This window comes from Intestinimonas timonensis (assembly GCF_900626145.1).
In the GTDB taxonomy this organism is placed as follows: Bacteria; Bacillota; Clostridia; order Oscillospirales; family Oscillospiraceae; genus Intestinimonas; species Intestinimonas aquisgranensis.
The window spans coordinates 1,174,281-1,194,504 of record NZ_LR130816.1 but is presented as its reverse complement, the minus strand read 5'-3'; the positions used below and the strand labels follow the sequence as shown (position 1 = coordinate 1,194,504).

The window sequence follows — 20,224 nt, the reverse complement described above, 5'->3', positions numbered from 1 at the left end:
CACGCTGTTGGTCATCATCTTTGCCAAAGTCATCACGGCTCAGTCGTTCGTACAGAGCTGTGATTTTCTCGTTTTTTCTCATAACTTGCGCTCCTTTCTTCGGTTTTAGGTTATGTGTTCTAAGAGACTTCCTAACCGCTTGATTAAGAAGTCTTTTAGAGCATACAACACCAGCCGCCAGCTTGTACTTGCGGTATTGCTTGACCGCAAAGTGGTCAGGGTCGCGGGCTTCCAGCTCGTCGAACATGACATCCACAGGGTTCTTGAAGGTCTCATCGTCCTCTCTGGCTTCCGAGGCATTGATCATTTCGAGCAGGGTAGTAAAGTTTTTCTCGTGATCGGGTGCCTCATACCAGATGTAGCCGATGAGAGCTGTGTAGTAGAGCTTTTCCGCCTTCACCCAAAAATCTTCGCCGGACTTATCGCCATCTCCCTTCGTATTGACGATGATCGTATTGACCAGCTTGAGGATGTCCTTCTCGCTGCGGATGTACGCGAATGGGTTGTAGTGCATGGATTTATTGAAATTGATGGTGTTCAGCGACTTGATGACGTAGCCTCCCTTTTCAAGCATTTTGCCGCACTCCACCAGCACCGTACCCTTCGGGTCAGTCACAACGTAGCTGCTGTGCATCTGCATCAGGTTAGGTTTGACGAAAAAGCGCGTCTTGCCTGAGCCGGAACCGCCGATGACGAGGATATTTTTGTTGCGGGCGTATTTTGGCTGCTTCGGGCGGCTGTTCATGGTCAGGAACTCCGTCTGCGTCAGAATGACATTGTTGGAGAACTCTGGGTCCATGTACGGCTTAATGTCCTCCGGTTTGCCCCAGCGGGCAGATCCGTATTCTTCGCCCTGCCGGAACTTCTTGCGGTTTTTGCCCTTGACGTAGACCGCCAGCTTGAGCAACACTCCAGCCGACAGACCGATGAGAAGATCGACGGGATGAAAGCTGGGCAGCGGATTTGCAAAGGCAGAGCCGAACACGGCAAAGCCGTTTGTCAGCTTGTCGATGAACTCTGTGCCGGGGGCGAGACGAAACACGGCGGCGATCTTATCCGCGAAGTAGAAGGCGAAGACATACGGAAGGTTCAGAAGAATGAGTTTCTTCACATCGGGTTTGTTCACAGCTCCACACCCCGATCCTTGGTCTTGACCTTGACCTTCTCTTTGTGTTGTGCCTTGCTCTGGGCTTTCTCATGATCCAGCTTGTGCCGGATGGACGGCTGTTCCTTCTGCTTGACGGTTTTGGCGGAGAACTCCTTGAACGCGGCGGTCATAACATCAACGTCCCGTCCCTTGAAGAAGACAAGATAGCTGGGCGGCTCAACGGAAACGTCCTTCTTGAGCGCAAAGTCCAGACCGTATTTGCTGGCAGTCCGCTCAAAGGACTTGATGTTGCCGTCCGTCACTTCGATGTTGGAGATGGCGGCGTTCTGGCTCATCAGATGCTTGATGGACTGCTTGCCGCGATAGGCTTTGGGCTGCTGCATCTGCTTCTGTGCCTTCTCAATTTCCTGAACGAACTTGTCCAGCGCCTTTTTCAGTACCTCGGCAGAGATTTTGCCGCCCTTGATCATGATTGCAACAACTTTGGTGTTGACTTCATCCTGCATTGCAGTGATACCTCCTTTCCTTGGAATGATTGTGGGAATGCTGCATCAGCTAAGGCGGCACAATCCGGCGATAGATGATTTTCATTTGCAATGTCCTCCTTTCCGAGCAATGCTCACGATGGTATTCAATAAAAAGTATCTTCACAAAGGCTATAATCGTAGGTCTTGGGCTTCTTTGACTCTGCTGATCTGTCCTGCCCGTAGAAATCATGGTTGACAAGCGCAGAGTAATAATTGTCTATCGTCAGAGAGGCGTTATACAGAGCGGTCAACAGGTACGCCCGGATATTGCGGATGTCTGACGGATTCTTGTTCATTGCTTCCAGAACGTACTCAATGTGGCTGCTATTCAGTTTGAGAAAGCGGGACTTGACCACTTGCTGCGGCATATCCTCGCCGTTGATACGGATGGTCGGAGCGGTAGAGCAGACAGCATCCAGCATGATGTCCATGATCTCCCGGAAGCGGTCTTTATCGAACTTCGGATCCTGACAGAGAATGTCGTAATCAAGATTCTCTTTGATAATCTCTTCATACTCGCTTCGCTCATCCATCCTGTCCATCCCATCAAGATTGATGGATTGATAGTTCTTTGAGAGAGTATTTCTTTCTTGGGTAATTACTTGATTAGTATTTATTTGTGCGGACTTATCCCCGCGTGGATTATCCACATCTGGCTTCTCCACACATGGATTTTCCGTGTGTGGCATTTCCTGTTCTGGCGTGGACTCCTGCGGCTCTTCGTATATCTCAAAGATTGTACTGCTCATCCTGCCTTTACCGTCTCTCTGCCGGTGCCTGACGAGGTAGCCGTGTTTTTCAAGCTCACGAAGCGCGGAGAGAATGGCATCCGGACCTTCCTTGCAGATTGCGGAAAGTCCCTTGGTGGAGAACTTCCAGCCGTCATTGAATGAGAGCATCTTTGAGAGAAGCCCGACTGCCTTGAGTGACAGGCTCTTGTCGCGGAGGTGAAAGTTCGCCATGACCGTATAGCCGCGATTCTTGTTTACGCGATAGACTGCCACAGAAATCACCTTGCCATCTTGGGAAGCAGCTCTTCGGCGCACTTTTTCTGGAACTTCACTCGGATGACCTCCTTGCCCTTCGGCGTGAAGTAGGTCTGAGAACCGGTGTAGCAGTACGTCACGAAATCGCGGACGATGAACAGTCCGGCATTGCTGTCCTTGTTGTAGGGAAGAAGCTGCCCGGAGGGAGAGCGGAACAGGTACTTCTCCCTGAGAAGAAACTGGACGAACTTGCGCTCCGGGATTTTCAGTTCCTTCGCCGTCGTTCGGATATTGGTGCAGTCATCCGGATTGATGAAGGCGTCGTAGTAATCAGCTTTAGGCTTCGCTGTGTTCAGCTCACACTCAAGAGCCTTCACACGATTCTTTTCCAGAATCAACGCCTGAGCAAACTCCACAATGACCGCCGGTTCCTTCTGAATACGTTCCAGAAGGGAGTCCGTCATGTAGCCGCCTGTCTTGCGGATGGTGGGGACAACTTCATCGAACAGCCAGTGTTCAAACTTCTCAGCAGCAGGGAGTTTGCTGTGAACAATCAGTCGGTAAACATCGCCCTCCGGTATATAGGAAAGGGACTGCATACCACCGCTTGTAAGGGTGTCCCGTTTTAGGACACCCTTGCAGTGATCAATAATTGCCTTTCCGGGTCGGGCATATCCAAGTGCTTTCGCAATATCTGAACCGCAGAACAGGAGTGTTTCCCCTTCGAGGATCGTTCGCACCTCACCGAACTGTTCATTCTTGAAGACTTCGATTTTGTTATCCATGACTGACTTCCTTTCCGGCAGCAGATGTGCCACTTTGATTTTTGAGGGTTGAAACGGGATTGCAGCAGTAAGGACACTCTGCAAACACGCAGGATTGATATTTCCAGTGAGGACGGTGAAAGCGGCAGCTTCGGCACTCAGGGAGAATGCCATCCGCGCCGCTGTCAAAATGCTCAAAGCCGGGTGTGGTCTGCATCAGCAATTCCAGTGCTTGCAGATCACCGGCTGTCATGCGTTTCATACTTAAAAACTCCTTTCCTTCGCCGCATCGCCAGCAAATATTCCGGCTTTTGGGCAACAAAAAAAGAGGGTTTGCTTCTTACTCCAAATTGGAGAAGAAACAAACCCTCTTCGTTTACGATGTAGTTCAGATTATTTCTCGGATGGTATGAATGACACCGAGCAGCAGCCCGATGAAGAAGGCAAGTCCTCCGATAAGACCGCCTATGATTAAGTTCAATGCGAAGATGCCGACTGAGCCGGAGATACCGTAGCCGCTGGGAACGAGCCAGAGGCACATCCTCCGGATGCCGAACGGTAATCCAACGCAGATCCACATAAGAAAGTAGTCGCATACGCCGTCAGGCATATAGATCGGCTTGAGAAATGACGCGAGGCAGAACGCAAGCGCGATTGGAAGCAGAACCTCCTTCAAGAAGACTTTGATAGCACCCACTATATCCTCCTTCTGCCGGAAGTGTGCAGCAGCACCCTCCGGCTTGCTTGATTATTGTGAAAGTCCTTTGTTTTCGGTCAAAAAAAGAAGGGACTAAGCCAGAATGCCTTGGTTTTCAAGGTCTTTCTGATTTAGTCCTATTATCGCACAATAATCCTTGACAATGACACAGTTGGCTTTGCCTTCCTTGATAAGCTCCATCATTTCCTGAAATGCTGGCCGGTCAAAAAGGACTCCGCTGTAACCGTCGTCAATCTTTTCGTCCACAACCTCGATCTCCGGGTGCTGGGCGATATAGTTGTCAATCAGTTTTCTTTGGTTTACAACACTGTCGCTTTCCGTTGATTTGTCATCCGTATAAGAGAGACGGATATATTTGATCGCTCTGTAAACCTGCATACAAAAACACTCCTTTCGTCGCGGAAAAATCCCGCAATTCAAGGAGTGCAGTTCGTACATTCGTTATTCAATTCCTTTTCCCAAGAATATTATAACGCTCCCCGCGGGAAAAAGCAGCCCCCAATTCAAAAATTTTTTACCGTAAGACGCCCTGCAAACATTCTTCCAGTGTAGCACCGCCCTGAGCGAAGCTGGCTCGGACAGTAAACTTACCGCACTTGAAGCAGTAGGGGTCTTTGATCTGCCGGACAAACTCGGCGATCCGTTCTTCCCTGGATAAGTCTTTATTGACTGACACATGGCGAATATCCGCCAGCGGTTCAGCAGAAATATCCTTCTGTCCTGATAAAGTATATGGTTCCTGCATGGCACACGCTCCTTTCCGTTCTGCAATATAGTGACATCAAAACCACATGAATAAGCCGGCCCCGTCCATAAGGAAGCAGGCCCGGCTCATGGTATCTGATTTCGATTTTGCTATGCCGTATTTGCCACGCGCCCCGGCATGATCCTGACTGTGCAGGAAAAGGGGATGTTATAGGCTGCGGACAGCTTGGCCGCATCATAGCCCCGCCTGTGCCGCTGCTTTGCCAGAGCTGGCGAACACCGCAGGAACTTCCCCCAAGTCCTTAGGGGATCGTGAGAAAGTACCATTATAGCCTGTGTCCGTCATCGCGCCCGGCCTGCCACAGCCGGGTCAATGGGTTGCGTGGATCGCTCGGACAGCTTTGTTCATCACCTCCTAAGCTGCCTGTCATTGCGCCGCCCCATTCGTCGCTCGGAACACAGGGGAAGTACCTATAACACCGTATATTCAGTTGTCAAAGAACAGGAGAGGGCGGGCAGTTATGACAATTCACGTCTGCTGTGTGCCGGGGCGTCTGCCACACGGCCACACCCTCCGGGCTTGTCCTGCCGGAAATATGTCCCTCTATTATTCATTTCATTTTTGGGGCTGTTTTTCGGGGTCTGGATTAAATTTCTTCCAGAATTTTTTTCAGGCGCCGAAGCCCCCGCTGGATTCCTTCATGCACGGAGCTGGGAGCGGAATTCTCACTCTTTGCAATTTCCGATAAGCTCATGCCAAGAAAGAAATGGGCGCTGATCCGGCTGCGCTGCTTCTCTGGCAGCATGGCAACCGCCCGATACAGCCGGGCATTTTCTTCTTCCTGTTCCAGAATTTCCGCCGGTGTCAGCACGATCACCAGAGCATCCCGCTCCACATTCTCGTCATAGTCCAGTGAAAAATAAGCCTTGTGCCGGTATGTACGCAGGAAATGAGCTGCCTCACTCAATTTGTATTCATAGAGCAGATCGGCAACCTCGTCCGGCACTTCCACAATCATATCTGTTGTATAAAAAGGGTAATAGTCCCTCAAATTGATTTCTTTCATTAGGGTGTCCTCCAATTTCGATTTTTGAGTTGATAGCTGGCAAATCGAAACCAGAGGGCGGGGAGCGGCAGTGTGGGGTAATATCGCCGCAAGATACAAAAAAGCGCACCCATATAACAATGGGTACGCACCAAATCAAGGCATGTAAAAAAACCTCAAATCTTGTCGAGTTGAAAAATGCCGCAATCCATAACAGACGGATTACGGCATATAGGGCATTATATAGAATAGAATATTTTGGCTGTCCGGTATCTTTTGGCAGCATCCGCACACCCCTCCCCACGAAAGAGGCACGGAATATCTATTATTGGCCTCTTATGGGAAGAAATTATAACGAGCAGATTACTTGAACCTTTCCAAAAGCATTCCGTTTTTGTCCAAGCCGACCGCAAATTCTGATAAAATTCAACATAGTTGGAATCAAAAAACAAGGTCATTAGGAAAGAGGCTTCTTCCTAACGGCCTTGTCATGGTAATGCAAATTTATATCCGATTCCGGTAACGCTTTTAATGTAATCAGGATCATCAGGTCTGATTTTTAGCTTTTTTCGCAGATTGCTCACATGATTGTTAATGGCCTTTCGAGAATAGTAAGTGTAATCCTCATTCCAGACCAAATCAGTAATAAGTTCATAGGTAAATACACGTTTGGGATTCATTATAAGCAATGCAAGAATGTCAAACTCTTTTACTGTAAGGGCAATTTCCTGTTCGCGGACAGATACATGACGGTGTTCCAAGCAAAGGTATAAATCTCCTTCCCGAATTTCTGTTAAGGGCTGTCCGTCGGCTTTTTGTCCGATAGCAGAGATAATATGCGACATATCAGCGATAAATCCCCCTCGTTGTTTTACTTCAAGAGCAAAATCTATCATTTCCTGCTGTTGGTCCACATTAAGCAAAACAAAGAGCTTTTCGCCAATCTGTCTGCCATTCTCAGATAAGTCAAATACCGCTAATTTCCCATGTCATCACCTCCCGCGTTAGATAGAAAAAACCAGTGGATAAATAAGTCTTACCCACTGGTCTTGCTTATCTGCAATCAACCCCATCTGACAGTATCGTTTTGACAATATATCTATTCGCCAATATTTTGCTTTCGGTATTCAGCCGGCGAGATCATCATAACATCTCGAAACGCAGTCGCAAATTTGCTCTGGTTTTCGTATCCGACCTGATTGGCAATTTCTGCTATTGTCGCCTGTGTCTGCCGAAGCAGTACAGCAGCTTGTCTAATACGGTACTCTTTCATATAGGTTCCAATGGGCTGCCCGTAGATTCCCTTAAATGTATTTTTCAGTGTTGCAGTATTGATAAGGAATTCTTTTGAAAGCTGCTCAATCGTGGGCCTCTCCTGCAAATTGGAAACCAACTTCTGATGAATCTCTTTTACAATCTCTACTTGCGGTGCCGTATATTGCTCCCGCTGTTTTTCCTTTGAGACATCTATCACGCTGAGGAACAAAAGCAATTCCTGAACTTTGAGCTTAAAATAGGATTTCTGCAAAAAGTCCGGTACAGAATATAATTCAGAGAAGATATGCTCAATCTCATTTTTTGCCCGCATGATAAAACAGTTTCCGTCAGCGCAGAATTTTCCCTTAAAATCCAGAATATCAATGCCGCTTTCAGAAAGAATTTCAGGTGGATTTTCCGCTACCGTATTAAGGTTAATCACTACGGATATTCCACGATAATGTTTTAGCGGGAAAGACATTTCAGGTGAGCAGTTGTCCATTGCATGGATAGACATATCGCCCTCTCCAAGATACAGACACGAACCACTCAAAAGGCGGCAGCCTTCCCGCCCTTCCCGGCAATGGTTGATTTCCAGGATGTTTGTATCAAAATTTCCATCCCATTCACAGCTTGTAGCTTCAAAATCATTGTAAATAACCTGGATGCCAGGGTAGACCTGATAAACCGTCATTAAGCCAAGCCCATCCGTACAATCCATTTTATAGACAGTACAGTAACCATCATTATCTTTTGGAATGACCGCAGACAACCCCTTTGAATTTGTAACCGGGTCTGTACTCATAGCAGTCCTTTCTATCATTCCTGTATTGTTGATCTGTTCTGCCAGCTTTTTACTGGCATTTTTTATTATAAAGGTTTTCTTCACTTTGCACCGCTCCAATCAGAAGGATTATCACTCCAATCGGAAATTATAACGCAAAAATGTCCACAGTGCAAATAGGGGGAGCCAGCACTTTCAGAAAAAGCACTGGCTCCTAAGCGATTTATTTACTGCAATATTCTCTGCCGGCACAGCCGGAACAACTGCCGCCGCAGCACGAACCGTTCTTGTGATCCCTTCGAACTTTCCGAACAGCCCAGATTGCGTAAATAGCTATTGCAGCAACGATCACGATTGTCAGAACCATTCCATACTCCTTTCTTGCCTGTTATCAAGAATCCTGCCTACGATTCATCAGGCACCATACAGCAGAAACCAAAACCGTAATAACTGCCAAAGACCAAAACAATTTCTTCATTTACACAACTCCTTTGTTATAGTAGTGATCCAATCTGATAAATAGCAAATGTGACGAGCCATGCAACTGCCAACTGGAATACAGCCGAAAACAGCATCCACTTTGTGCTGCCTGATTCCTTACGGATTGTAGCCAATGCTGCTGCGCATGGAATATACAGCAAGCAAAATACCATAAGGCAGATCGCATTGAGCTGTCCAAAACCAGAAGCGCCCAAAATACCTACCAGTGTATTCATCCCGGCCCCTGAGTTGATATTAGGTACACCAAAGAGAACGGCACAGCTCGACACAACAACTTCTTTTGCAGAAATACCGGCAATCAGAGCTACCGCTATCTGCCAGAATCCAAGACCAATCGGGGCAAAGAACGGAACCAGCCAATGACCTAAGATAGCGCCAAAACTCTCTGCCATTTCCGTTGTATATCCATGCGGTCCAAAATTAAGGATAACCCACATAGCGATAGACGCCACAAAAATAGTAGTACCGGCTTTTGTAAGATAGTCCTTGATCTTTTCCCACACATAAATTGCCACGGTACGGCTGCTGGGGGCTTTATACTCCGGCAATTCAATCAGCAGATAATTCTCTGACTTTTTCCGATCTATCAAATGAATAACTGCTGCTACCAAGATAGCAACCACCAAACCAATCAGATACATGGAATACGCCACCAACATTGCCTTATCCGCAAAGAACATTTCAGCAAATAGTATGTAGATCGGCAGTCGGGCGCTGCAACTCATAAACGGAGTAATCAGCATGACCTTAAACCGATCCCGCCGGTTTTCTAATGCCCTGGACGCCATGATTGCTGGCACAGTACAGCCAAACCCTAAAATCATGGGAATAAATGCCCTGCCAGCCAGTCCCAGCTTGCTCATAATCCCTTCCATAACATAAGCGACACGGGCCATATAGCCGCTGTCCTCCAAAAAGGCCAATGCCAGAAACAGAATAAAAATGTTAGGAAGAAATGTCAGAATACCACCGACACCGGCTATGATTCCGTCCACCAAAAGCGAGCGCAATACTTCATTGACGCCCACGGCAATCAATCCGTTGTTTACCAGCTCTGACAGACCTTCAACGCCCATTTCAAAATATCCTTTTAACCAATCACCGATTGTAAAGGTCAGAAAGAATACCACCGCCATAATACCGAGAAAAATAGGGATTCCCCATATACGGTGTGTCAATACCCGGTCCACTTTTTCAGTCAACGCATCCTGCCGGTCTTTATTCACCAGCACTTCATTGATGATCTCCTGAATAAAATCGTACTTCTCGTTGATAATGTCCGATTCATAGTTCCGGTCAAGCACATCCGGCAAATCAACCGGATAGCGTTTTGTGATTTCCTGATCCTGCTCTAATAACTTGATCGCGTGCCAGCGGTAATTTGTCAAATCAGGATATTTTCTTTTTAGTTCTGCCATGATAAGGTCAATCTTGTCCTCAATGGCATCACTGTAAACCATAGCATACTCCGAATGATGGTCGTGTCTATGCTTCGGTTTATATTTATGATGATGAATTAAGCAATCCGGGTCCTTGCAGTCTTTATGATGTGCCGCCGCATGGAGCAGCACATCCAGCCCCGTCCGCTTTCTGGCCGAAACCGGAATAACGGGAATCCCCAGCATTTCCGGCAGCCTGTGTGTATCAATTTCCATGCCGCGCTTCTCCACAATATCCATCATGTTCAGCGCCAGCACAACCGGTTTGCCCAGCTCCAAAAGCTGCAGCGTCAGATATAAGTTTCGCTCCAGAGCAGAGGCATCCGCAACGTCAATAATTACATCGACTTCATCACTTAGTATAAACTGCCTGGACACCTGTTCCTCCATTGTATAGGAGGTCAGGCTGTATGTGCCCGGAAGATCGACCAGACGAATGTTCATATCATGGTCTTTAATGGCACCTTCCACTTTTTCAACGGTAACACCCGGCCAGTTTGCCACTTTCAGGTTTGCACCTGTATAAGCGTTGAAAAGTGTCGTTTTCCCGCAGTTTGGATTTCCGATGAAACCGATAGTCAAGTTTTCTCCCATCGGAATTTACCTCACGAATATATTTTTTGTAATGTTACGCCCAAAGGCAAACCGGGTCCCTCTTACCTTAACAATCAGAACCCCTTTGCTCTTACTGTTCAAAACGGTAACGGTAGTCCCACGGGTCATCCCCAATGCCTCCAACCGTTTTTCGATATTTGTAGGCAGCTTAATATCCGTTACCTTGTAATCATTTCCAATACTTCCATCACAAAGGTACATATACATACCTCCTATCGCTTTACATTCAAAGTTGCCGGCATCCTGCGAAATTCGTAAAGCATCATGGAAATAGTAATGACAACCAGAATTGCATCCGTCAGAGCAATCGCCAGCCAGACACCACGGATACCCATACCGCCGATCATCGGCAGAACCACACAAAGCGGAATAAACAAAATGATCTGACGGAACAATACCAGCCAGGTTGCCTTCTTTGCTTTACCTAAAGCCTGGAACAAAGTAACAGCGATCAGGAAACTTCCCTGTAAAATGTACGTGCTGAACATGATACGGAAATTCGTAGCTCCCGATGCGGCAATACCCGGCGTTGTCAGGAACATGGACAAAATTTTGTCCGGGAACAGTTCAACCGGAATATAGAATACCAGAGACAATATTGTTGCTGCGATAATGAAAACACGGGTCAGTGTTTTTACACGGTCATAGTCCTTTGCACCATAGTTCGTGCCGGCGGCTGGCTGGAATCCCTGGCTGATACCCCACAGAGGTACAAACGAAAAATTCCAAAAACGAAGTGCCGCGCCCAAAAGAAGCTGTGAAGTCTCACCGCCATAATTAGAGGCTACACGATAAATTACTGTCTGCTGTACCAAAGTCAAAATCTGCATCAGAAGGGCAGACACGCCAACGGAAAGAACCTGGGGAAGCAATTCACCATCAATGCGAATACGCCCAATTTTCACATGAGGGCTTTTCTTTTTGAAATACCACAAAGTAACAGCAGCCTGGATAAATTGGGAAAGGATTGTTGCATAAGCGGCGGCCTCAATACCCATACCGTAGGGATTTAGAATCTTAATAAAAATCGGGTCCAGAATAATATTCAAAATAGCGCCGCTGGCAATGATTGTCATAGCCTTTTTGAGCTGGCCTTCCCCGCGGATTACCATATTAGCACTTTGGAAGAAATTCACGAATAGAGAACCCGCAAAAACAATCCGCAGATATTTTTCAGCATAGTTCAGAATATTGTCACTGGCTCCGGCCAAAGACAGAAGCTGACGGGTAAACACCATACCCACAACCGTATAAATGACGGACAACAGCAGAATCATTGCAACGAGGTTGCCCATGATCTTCTTAATGGTATTTTCGTCTTTCTTACCAATGGCACGGGACAATACCGAAGCAGAGCCCACGCCGATCATTGCCGCCGATCCTGCGTTTATCAAAGTAAATGGATAAGATACCGATATGGCGCCCATCTGTACGTCGCCTACCATCTGGCCTACAAAGATGGAATCCATCATGTTATAAAGTCCAACAACCACCATACCAAGAACCGCAGGTATGCTAAGTTCTATCATAAGCGGCCAGGGACTTTTTGTTAAAAGTTTTGTTCTTGTATCAAGTGCCTGTTTCATCACTTATTCCTCCTGGTCTAAATTCATTAGCCATGTCTAACCACTTAAAGTATATAAGATTTGCTTTGTTTTGTACGCTCCTAATTGGAGAAATGCCAATCCAAACGGAACAAAAATGGAGCGGGAGGAATTTACGCTGCCCGCTCCAAATTGCTACTGCATCATTTTTTCAAGCAATTTCAATGCTTCTTCCAGCTTTGGATTGTCAGTGTCCGTCTGTAATGCCTCGCGGACACAGGTTCGGATATGGGCTTGCAAAATTTGCTGATTGGCGCTTCTGAGTAGGGCCTGGGTCGCTAAAATCTGGTTGGAAATATCTACACAGTAACGATCTTCGTCAACCATTTGTAAAATCCCATCCAACTGCCCCCGTGCAATTTTCAGCTTGTGAGATATATCGCCTTTCTGTGCTTTCATAGGCGCTTACCGCACGCCGATTACTTCGTAACCGGCATCTTCAACGGCAGCCTTCAACACAGCATCAGGCACGTCCTGATTCAACTGCACCTGCGCGGACTTATTTCCCAGGTCCACCTCTACACTCTGGACACCCGGAATTTCCCGCAGTGCCTTATCCACATGCTTTACGCAATTCATGCACACCATACCTTCAATGCTCAATGTCTTTTCCATTTGAATTTCTCCTTTACTTTTTTCTACAATAACTGTCTGATCTTCCATGATATTTTCATCACGGGAAATATGTTTGGGCTTAAACCACCGCAGCCGCAGAGCATTTGTTACCACGAACACAGAGCTAAAGCTCATAGCAAAAGCTCCGATCATCGGATTCAGTTTCAAGGCAAACGGAATGAAGAATACACCCGCAGCAACAGGGATTCCGATGATGTTGTAGATAAACGCCCAAAAAAGATTCTGTTTGATATTGCGGATCACCGCCTTGCTGAGCTGGATTGCCGTAGAAACATCCAGAAGATCGCTTTTCATCAGTACAATATCCGCTGACTCAATAGCAACGTCTGTTCCGGCCCCAATCGCAATACCGACATCTGCTCTGGCAAGTGCCGGAGCATCATTGATTCCGTCACCGACCATTGCCACTTTTTTCCCGGCATCCTGTAAACGGCGGATTTCTTTCTCTTTATCCTGCGGAAAAACTTCTGCCACTACACGGTCAACGCCAACCTGACGCCTAATTGCCTCCGCTGTTTTTGCATTATCGCCGGTCAGCATAACGACTTCCAGCCCCAGCGCGGACAATTCCTGAATGGCCTGCCTGCTGGTCGGTTTTACTACATCCGCTACGGCAATTACGCCAATGAGCCGACCCGCACGGGCAAAGAACAGCGGTGTTTTTCCATCTTCGGCCATAGCCTCTCCAAGCTGCTGTAATGCGCCGCCTTGAATCCCATTTGCTTCTAACAGCCTCCGATTGCCGGCCAGACAAATATCTCCTTCAATCTGGCCGGTAATACCTTGTCCGGGAATCTGGCGAAAATCACTGACCGGAAGGAACGCAAGTCCTTCTTTTTCAGCCTCCGAAACGATAGCATCCGCAAGAGGATGTTCCGATAACTTTTCCAGAGACGCCGCGATTTGAAGTAATTCTTTCTGGCGTGTGTCGTCCCTGCACATCATGTTTGTAACAACAGGAGTACCCTGGGTAATCGTTCCCGTCTTGTCTAAAACAACCGTATTGATACCATGTGCAGTTTCCAGCGCCTCCGCCGATTTGATTAAAATGCCGTTTGTTGCTCCCTTTCCAGTCCCTACCATGATTGCTGTGGGAGTTGCAAGTCCCAGGGCACAAGGGCAGGAAATAACCAATACAGAAATGGCAATAGATAAAGCAAATTCCAAACCATACCCAGCCAATAACCAAACGACCATAGCGGCCAACGCGATAGTGATAACCACCGGCACAAATACGCCGCTGACTTTATCTGCCAGTTTCGCAATCGGCGCTTTTGAGCTGGTCGCATCATCTACCAGCCGGACAATCTGTGCAAGCGTGGTATCGTCGCCTACTTTTGTGGCCTGCATTTTGAAATAGCCGGATTTGTTGATCGTGGCGCCAATTACCTTATCGCCTATATGCTTTTCAACCGGAATACTCTCACCGGTCAGTGCAGATTCATCTACTGATGAAAAACCTTCCAGGAGAATACCATCCACTGGAATGGATTCACCAGCTTTTACAATCAGCGTTTCTCCCAACTGGACTTCGGAGGCGGGAATCTGGATTTCAAGTCCGTCCCGCTCTACCATTGCGGTTTTTGGAGCCAGGTTCATCAATTTGGTAATCGCATCCGAAGTCTTGCCTTTTGCGCGCGCCTCCAATGTCTTACCCAATGTGATAAGGGTCAGGATCATGCCAGCCGATTCAAAATAGAGGTCCATCATAAAGCTGTGAACCGTTGCCATATCCCCATGCCCTAAACCAATTCCAATCTTGTAAATCGCATAAATGCCGTAAACCGCTGCCGCGCTGGAACCTATCGCTATCAGAGAATCCATATTCGGCGATCCATGAAATAGCGTCTTAAAGCCTACCCGATAATACTTGAAATTGATAAATATTACTGGAATCACCAGAAGAAACTGCGTGAAAGCAAAAGTCATGGCATTTTCCATCCCCAGCAAAAAGCCGGGCAGAGGCCAGCCCATCATGTGCCCCATTGAAATATAGAACAATGGGATCGTGAAAAGCGCAGACAACAGCAGCCGTTGCTTCATTTTCTTATATTCTGCCTGGGCCGTACTGACCTCCGGTTTTGTTGTCCGGTTTTCTGTACGGCTCTTATTCTGGATTCCAGAAGAAGTTTTGGGAAGCGCCCCATATCCGGCCTTTTCAACAGCCTGAACGATTCCCGCTGTGTCCAGAACCGATTCATCATAAGAAGCAACCATACTGTTTTTCAACAGATTAACAGAAACTTCTTGTATTCCGGGCAGCTTTGCTACACTCTTTTCGATTCTGGAAGAACATGCCGAGCAGGTCATTCCCGTAATATCAAATTGCTCCTTGTGCAAAATCATCCCTTCTTTCTTGATAAATATTTCATGTGCAAGTCCCCCTCCCCCGTGGGGGACTAAGAAGCGTTATGATAAGGGACGTTTGGTATTTTCGGGGGAAAAATACCTGCCGTCCCATTCATAACGTCTGCACAAGCGGTCATTATTTGACCGTGTATCATTATAAGCTCTCAACTTTTCGTTTGTCCGCTCCATAGGGAAGTCTTTTTTATCCAAAAAGGAATCTGTTTTTTATTGCCAATCCAATCAGTAGCTTTTCAAATCCAAAGGGGAATATCATCCCCGAACCCGTTGACTTTAGACATTTTCGTGAATATACTGTGGCCATGAACGATTAAACACTCTTTTAATTGTTCAGCCATGTCAAACCAACCAAATGAATTAAGAAAGGAGGTCTTTCGACATGAAAAAGACCATTAAACTGATTGATCTGGACTGCGGCCATTGCGCCGACAAAATTCAGAAAGCCGTACAAAAGATTGATGGCGTCACCCATGTAGAGGTCAACTTCCTTAACCAGAAGATGGTTCTGGAAGCACCCGACGAGAAGTTCGACGCTATTCTGGCCGAAGCAAAGGCACTGATTAAAAAAATCGAGCCGGATGTAACCGTTAAGGTGTGATGAAAGCTGGACACCGGCTGCCGCTCTGGTAGCCGGTGTACTTTTTGAAAGGAGAACATCGTTATGACACGAAAACAAAAACGACTGCTAACGCGCATTATCGTGGCGGCGGCTTTATTTCTGGCCGGAAATTTCATTCCTTTGCCAGAATGGGCAGAAATGGGCGTGTTCCTGATCTGCTATGCGGTTGCCGGCTGGGATATTGTGTGGAAAGCAATTACCAACATCCTGCATGGACAGGTATTTGATGAAAACTTTCTTATGACGATTGCCACTGTGGGGGCACTGATCTTAGGCGAACATTCCGAAGGCGTTGCCGTTATGTTGTTCTACCAGGTGGGAGAATGGTTCCAGTCCTATGCAGTATCTAAATCCAGAAAATCCATTACAAGTCTGATGGATATTCGCCCGGATTATGCCAATATAGAAAAGGACGGTAAACTGGTTCAGGTGGACCCTGACGAGGTGCAGATCGGAGATACCATCGTTGTAAAGCCCGGAGAACGTGTGCCTCTGGACGGAAAGATTATCAAAGGAACCTCCGCACTCGACACTTCCGCACTGACAGGAGAATCCATGCCCCGTGAAGTTGAACCGGGAATGGACGTTATCAGCGGTTGTATCAATCAGACGGGTATTCTTACCATACAGACCACGAAGGAATTTGGGGAATCCACAGTTGCCAAAATCCTGGACTTAGTAGAAAATGCAAGCGACAAGAAGGGCAAAACAGAAAACTTTATCAGCCGATTTGCCAGATACTATACGCCGATTGTTGTATTTGCGGCTCTGGCTCTGGCAGTTCTGCCGCCGCTGATTTTACAGCAATCCTTCAGCGTATGGATTTACAGGGCATTGACCTTCCTGGTTATTTCCTGCCCTTGCGCTCTGGTAATCTCCATCCCGCTTAGTTTCTTTGGCGGTATCGGCGGTTCCTCCAAAATTGGCGTTTTGGTTAAAGGAAGTAACTATTTGGAATCCCTGGCCCATGCAGAGACCGTTGTTTTTGATAAAACAGGTACATTGACAAAGGGGTCATTTGCTGTCACTGAAATTCATCCTGTCGATATGAAAGACACGCAGCTTTTGGAGCTGGCTGCATACGCAGAGGACTATTCCAATCATCCTATTTCTCTTTCTATTAAGTCCGCTTATGGAAAAAAGATTGACAGTTCCCGAATCTCCGATGTACAGGAAATTGCCGGTCACGGCGTCCAGGCTGTAATTGACGGGAAAAAGATTCTGGCCGGTAACGCGAAACTCATGCAAAAGGAGCATATCAAGTATTCTCCATCTTCTTCCGTGGGTACCGTAGTTTATCTGGCCTGCAACGGAAAATATGCCGGCTGTATTGTAATCGAGGACGAAATTAAAGCCGACGCAGCGACAGCTATCAAAAATCTGAAATCCTCCGGTATTCGCAAGACAGTCATGTTGACCGGAGATGCAGACGCAGTAGGTAAAAAGGTTGCCGGACGCCTCGGTCTGGATCAGGTATATACAGAACTGCTCCCGGCTGATAAGGTTGACCGCGTGGAAGATTTGCTGAAACAGAAAAGTGAAAAAGGCAAGCTGGTATTTGTCGGTGACGGTATCAACGACGCGCCGGTACTGGCAAGGGCTGATGTCGGTATTGCTATGGGTGCCCTGGGGTCTGACGCTGCCATCGAAGCTGCCGATGTTGTTTTGATGACAGACGAGCCTTCTAAGATTGCAGCCGTAATGAAAATCGCCCGAAAGACAATCAGAATCGCAAACCAGAATATTGTATTTGCTTTGGCTGTTAAGTTCCTGGTACTCATTTTAGGAGCCATTGGTAAAGCCAATATGTGGGCTGCCGTATTTGCCGATGTCGGTGTTTCGATTATTGCCATTCTGAACGCGATCCGCGCTATGCGTGTGAAGAACCTGGACAGCTCGGTACAGCGGTAATGTTCAGCTTTTCCCTAAATAATAAATGCGCCGTTCTCCTAATACAGCGGACGGCGCATTTCGCTTATAAATTTGTTGGACAGGATATTTTGAATAGGGCATCAATGGATTTATGCAACTGTTTTGCCTGAGGCATGTCGGCCAATGTGTAATAAACTTCTTTTCCATCTCTGCGGCTGGTTATAATCCCGCTCTTTTTTAGAATACGCAGATGATGTGATACAGCGGGAGCACTCATATCAACTGCCGCCGCGATATTACATACACATTCTTCACAATGGCACAACAGCCACAAAATCCGCAGGCGGGTCGGATCGCCAAGCTGTTGAAATAAAAATGATATATCCTTGAAGTCCTCCGCCAAAGGCATTTTTTCCAAAACATTTTCTATATTCTGTCCGTGGTTGTGAGGCAGATTGTAATGTTCCATAGCAATCAACTCCTTCCTGATACAATAATAACCATAACCTTTTTAGATGTCAAACAGCTTCATATATAGAGAGGAGGTAAAACATGAGTGACACAGCAAAGACTACTTTTTCTACCCCGACACAGCAAGAATTGGAGCAGCTAAGTGAGCTGCACAAAGCTATGGGCGATTACAGCCGTATGAAAATCCTGTGGCTCTTAATGGACCAGGAACTATGCGTAAGCAGTTTGGCAAAACAAATGAACATTACGGAATCGGCTGTTTCCCATCAGCTTCGGGAGCTTCGTATAGCAAGATTAGTCCAGTCGCGAAAAGTCGGAAAGAATGTATTTTACTCTCTGTTAGACGAGCATATTCAATGGGTATTGGAAGAAACATACGCTCATATTTCAGAAAGATAAAACGCAGCCCCCATTCCGTAAACACAAGAGGGGGGCTGCGCTGATCTGTTCAATTTTGAATTACAGGCTGTCGTAGGAAACCAACTGGCTCAACGGAATACGGGCGCTGTCAAAACGGTCCGTGTCCGCCGCGCCTTCATCGGAATAACCGATTGCCAGGATATTGACCGGCTCCAGATTGGAAGGGAGGCCAAATTCCTTGCTGAGAACATCCGGCTTGAAGTAGCATACCCAAACAGAGCCAAGCCCCAGCTCCGTAGCTTGAAGCATCATGTGATCCGTCAGAATGGAGGCATCGATGTCTCCGGTTTGCTTCTTATCGAAGGGACGAACCCAAGCCTTATTATGATCGGCGCAGACGATAATAGCCAGAGGCGCGCCGTATACATTGGCCGCTTTGCCAATCTTAGCCAGTCCTTCCTCGCTCTGAACGGCAATCAGGTGGATGGGTTGGAGATTTGCGGCAGTAGGAGCCACATGAGCAGCCTCCAAAATCTTTTCCAGTTTTTCGGCTTCGACTTTCTTGTCGGTGTAGCTGCGTACAGAGCAGCGCTGTTTTGCAATGTTAATGAAATCCATTGTTTTCGGTCCTTTCTATATGAAATTTATGTATGTCAAATCAACCACTGACTATATTGTAGCACCAATCACAGAATCCGCAAGAACGCACTTTTTTGGTAGGCACTACCCAAAAAGATAGCCTCTGCGATAAAGGAGAATGTATTATGAAATGTGAAAAAACTCAATTCAACTGTCCGGTTGAAGCAACCTTATCCCTGATCGGTGGAAAATACAAACCGCTGATCCTTTGGCATTTAATCGACCAGCCGCTTCATTACATGGAATTGCAGCGGCTTATTCCAAAGGCGACACCGAAAATGCTTTCGCAGCAGCTTCACGATTTGAATAATTGTGGTATAATTCATCGTGAAGTTATACCGGAAAAGCCGCCCAAGACTCTATATTCCCTCACAGCTTTTGGCAGGAGCCTTATCCCTATTTTGGACGCAATGTGCCAATGGGGAAACAGTTATCTGGACGGGCTGGATGTTCAACCCCCATGTTGCCATAGCCTCATGGCAAACACATATAAGGAGCAACAACATGAATAAAGTTTTGATTATAGATGATGACAAAGAACTTTGTGCCTTGATGAAAAAATGTATAGAACAGGAAAATATGTCTGCATTGATAGCATACGGCGGTGCAGAGGGCCTTGAGTTGGTTTCTGAACATGATTCCGCTTATTCTCTCATTATTTTGGATGTAATGATGCCTGATATAGATGGTTTTCAAGTATTACAAAAAATCAGAGAAACAAGCAATGTCCCTGTGCTTATGCTCACGGCAAAAAGTGATGAAGAAGATAAGGTTGCCGGGCTGCGAATGGGAGCTGACGATTATTTGACTAAGCCATTTAGCCTTAATGAGTTGATGGCTCGTGTCAATTCGCTCATACGCCGGTTTACCACCTTAAATCCCACTTCTACAATAGATATAAACAACCTGACACTAAAAAATATGGTGATTGATAAAGAGAACCGTATTGTTTCTATCAATGCCGTACCTGTTGATCTAACGAGTAAAGAATTTGACCTACTGTATTTTTTGGCTTCAAATAAGGGACGTGTATTCACGAAAAAGCAGATTTACACCCATGTATGGGCAGAGGAATATGCTTTCGATGATAACAACATTATGTCCTTTATCAGCAAGTTGCGGAAAAAGATTGAGCCAGACCCAGAACATCCTTTTTATATTTTGACCGTCCGGGGGGTTGGCTATCGTTTCAACAAGGAGGCGTGA

Annotated in this window: 23 protein-coding genes and 1 pseudogene; 5 read left to right on the top strand and 19 right to left on the bottom strand. The window is 46.7% G+C overall.

What is annotated here, in order from left to right; all coding sequences use genetic code 11:
* The 17 genes and pseudogenes from E0E29_RS05940 to E0E29_RS05855 all read right to left on the bottom strand — a co-directional run.
* Positions 1-1,126, bottom strand: a 1,126-nt coding sequence (locus tag E0E29_RS05940; RefSeq protein ID WP_242622384.1) for a type IV secretory system conjugative DNA transfer family protein, incomplete at its 3' end; no start/stop codon positions are given.
* Positions 1,123-1,614 carry a PcfB family protein gene (locus E0E29_RS05935; RefSeq protein ID WP_058966953.1) on the bottom strand — a complete coding sequence of 164 codons (492 nt, stop codon included), beginning with the start codon at positions 1,612-1,614 and terminating at the stop codon, positions 1,123-1,125. The genes E0E29_RS05940 and E0E29_RS05935, both read right to left, overlap by 4 nt.
* A gap of 125 nt (positions 1,615-1,739) precedes the next feature.
* Positions 1,740-2,648, bottom strand: a complete 909-nt coding sequence (locus tag E0E29_RS05930; RefSeq protein WP_058967232.1) for a DUF6017 domain-containing protein — start codon at positions 2,646-2,648, stop codon at positions 1,740-1,742.
* Positions 2,645-3,406, bottom strand: a complete 762-nt coding sequence (locus E0E29_RS05925) for a phage antirepressor KilAC domain-containing protein (RefSeq protein ID WP_058966951.1) — start codon at positions 3,404-3,406, stop codon at positions 2,645-2,647. Before E0E29_RS05925 ends, E0E29_RS05930 begins: the two co-directional genes overlap by 4 nt.
* Positions 3,399-3,647 carry a hypothetical protein gene (locus tag E0E29_RS18655; RefSeq protein ID WP_058966949.1) on the bottom strand — a complete coding sequence of 83 codons (249 nt, stop codon included), beginning with the start codon at positions 3,645-3,647 and terminating at the stop codon, positions 3,399-3,401. Before E0E29_RS18655 ends, E0E29_RS05925 begins: the two co-directional genes overlap by 8 nt.
* Before the next feature lie 126 nt (positions 3,648-3,773).
* Positions 3,774-4,082: a DUF6050 family protein gene (locus E0E29_RS05915; protein ID WP_005934801.1), complete on the bottom strand. Its 309-nt coding sequence runs from the start codon at positions 4,080-4,082 to the stop codon at positions 3,774-3,776.
* A gap of 153 nt (positions 4,083-4,235) precedes the next feature.
* Positions 4,236-4,481: pseudogene (locus E0E29_RS05910) on the bottom strand (recombinase family protein); the annotation flags it as partial.
* Between the two features lie 136 nt (positions 4,482-4,617).
* A complete protein-coding gene (locus E0E29_RS05905; RefSeq protein WP_087417467.1) occupies positions 4,618-4,848 on the bottom strand; it encodes a DUF6870 family protein in 231 nt (76 codons plus the stop codon).
* A gap of 607 nt (positions 4,849-5,455) precedes the next feature.
* Positions 5,456-5,875 (bottom strand): RNA polymerase sigma factor, encoded by a 420-nt coding sequence (locus tag E0E29_RS05895; protein ID WP_130849022.1) that lies wholly within the window; start codon positions 5,873-5,875, stop codon positions 5,456-5,458.
* 467 nt (positions 5,876-6,342) lie between these two features.
* Positions 6,343-6,699: a winged helix-turn-helix domain-containing protein gene (locus tag E0E29_RS05890; protein WP_237971772.1), complete on the bottom strand. Its 357-nt coding sequence runs from the start codon at positions 6,697-6,699 to the stop codon at positions 6,343-6,345.
* 254 nt (positions 6,700-6,953) lie between these two features.
* The gene (locus E0E29_RS05885) at positions 6,954-8,000 is read right to left on the bottom strand and encodes a helix-turn-helix domain-containing protein (RefSeq protein ID WP_130849021.1); all 1,047 of its coding nucleotides are present in this window, start codon (positions 7,998-8,000) and stop codon (positions 6,954-6,956) included.
* 118 nt (positions 8,001-8,118) lie between these two features.
* Positions 8,119-8,262: a FeoB-associated Cys-rich membrane protein gene (locus tag E0E29_RS05880; RefSeq protein ID WP_130849020.1), complete on the bottom strand. Its 144-nt coding sequence runs from the start codon at positions 8,260-8,262 to the stop codon at positions 8,119-8,121.
* A gap of 127 nt (positions 8,263-8,389) precedes the next feature.
* Positions 8,390-10,429, bottom strand: a complete 2,040-nt coding sequence (gene feoB / locus E0E29_RS05875; protein WP_130849019.1) for a ferrous iron transport protein B — start codon at positions 10,427-10,429, stop codon at positions 8,390-8,392.
* A gap of 6 nt (positions 10,430-10,435) precedes the next feature.
* The gene (locus tag E0E29_RS05870; RefSeq protein WP_130849018.1) at positions 10,436-10,651 is read right to left on the bottom strand and encodes a FeoA family protein; all 216 of its coding nucleotides are present in this window, start codon (positions 10,649-10,651) and stop codon (positions 10,436-10,438) included.
* A gap of 11 nt (positions 10,652-10,662) precedes the next feature.
* The gene (locus tag E0E29_RS05865) at positions 10,663-12,036 is read right to left on the bottom strand and encodes an MATE family efflux transporter (protein ID WP_130849017.1); all 1,374 of its coding nucleotides are present in this window, start codon (positions 12,034-12,036) and stop codon (positions 10,663-10,665) included.
* Positions 12,037-12,189: 153 nt separating this feature from the next.
* The gene (locus E0E29_RS05860) at positions 12,190-12,453 is read right to left on the bottom strand and encodes a metal-sensing transcriptional repressor (protein ID WP_130849016.1); all 264 of its coding nucleotides are present in this window, start codon (positions 12,451-12,453) and stop codon (positions 12,190-12,192) included.
* A gap of 6 nt (positions 12,454-12,459) precedes the next feature.
* Positions 12,460-15,036, bottom strand: coding sequence for a heavy metal translocating P-type ATPase (locus tag E0E29_RS05855; RefSeq protein ID WP_242622383.1), 2,577 nt, complete (start codon positions 15,034-15,036; stop codon positions 12,460-12,462).
* Between the two features lie 400 nt (positions 15,037-15,436).
* Between E0E29_RS05855 and E0E29_RS05850 the strand changes: the two genes are divergently transcribed.
* Together E0E29_RS05850 and E0E29_RS05845 are read left to right on the top strand one after the other, a co-directional pair.
* Positions 15,437-15,655, top strand: a complete 219-nt coding sequence (locus tag E0E29_RS05850) for a heavy-metal-associated domain-containing protein (protein WP_130849014.1) — start codon at positions 15,437-15,439, stop codon at positions 15,653-15,655.
* A 63-nt stretch (positions 15,656-15,718) separates the two neighbouring features.
* Positions 15,719-17,587 (top strand): heavy metal translocating P-type ATPase, encoded by a 1,869-nt coding sequence (locus E0E29_RS05845; RefSeq protein ID WP_130849013.1) that lies wholly within the window; start codon positions 15,719-15,721, stop codon positions 17,585-17,587.
* A gap of 64 nt (positions 17,588-17,651) precedes the next feature.
* Here the strand turns inward: E0E29_RS05845 and E0E29_RS05840 are convergent, their stop codons facing one another.
* Complete coding sequence (locus E0E29_RS05840) at positions 17,652-18,017, bottom strand: ArsR/SmtB family transcription factor (RefSeq protein ID WP_130849012.1); 366 nt, start codon at positions 18,015-18,017, stop codon at positions 17,652-17,654.
* 83 nt (positions 18,018-18,100) lie between these two features.
* Between E0E29_RS05840 and E0E29_RS05835 the strand changes: the two genes are divergently transcribed.
* Positions 18,101-18,418 (top strand): ArsR/SmtB family transcription factor, encoded by a 318-nt coding sequence (locus tag E0E29_RS05835; protein ID WP_130849011.1) that lies wholly within the window; start codon positions 18,101-18,103, stop codon positions 18,416-18,418.
* Between the two features lie 60 nt (positions 18,419-18,478).
* On the opposite strand, the gene E0E29_RS05830 is transcribed toward E0E29_RS05835, so the two are convergent.
* Positions 18,479-18,997 carry a nitroreductase family protein gene (locus E0E29_RS05830; RefSeq protein WP_130849010.1) on the bottom strand — a complete coding sequence of 173 codons (519 nt, stop codon included), beginning with the start codon at positions 18,995-18,997 and terminating at the stop codon, positions 18,479-18,481.
* Positions 18,998-19,143: 146 nt separating this feature from the next.
* Between E0E29_RS05830 and E0E29_RS05825 the strand changes: the two genes are divergently transcribed.
* Together E0E29_RS05825 and E0E29_RS05820 are read left to right on the top strand one after the other, a co-directional pair.
* A complete protein-coding gene (locus tag E0E29_RS05825; protein ID WP_130849009.1) occupies positions 19,144-19,530 on the top strand; it encodes a winged helix-turn-helix transcriptional regulator in 387 nt (128 codons plus the stop codon).
* Positions 19,523-20,224 carry a response regulator transcription factor gene (locus E0E29_RS05820; protein WP_130849008.1) on the top strand — a complete coding sequence of 234 codons (702 nt, stop codon included), beginning with the start codon at positions 19,523-19,525 and terminating at the stop codon, positions 20,222-20,224. Before E0E29_RS05825 ends, E0E29_RS05820 begins: the two co-directional genes overlap by 8 nt.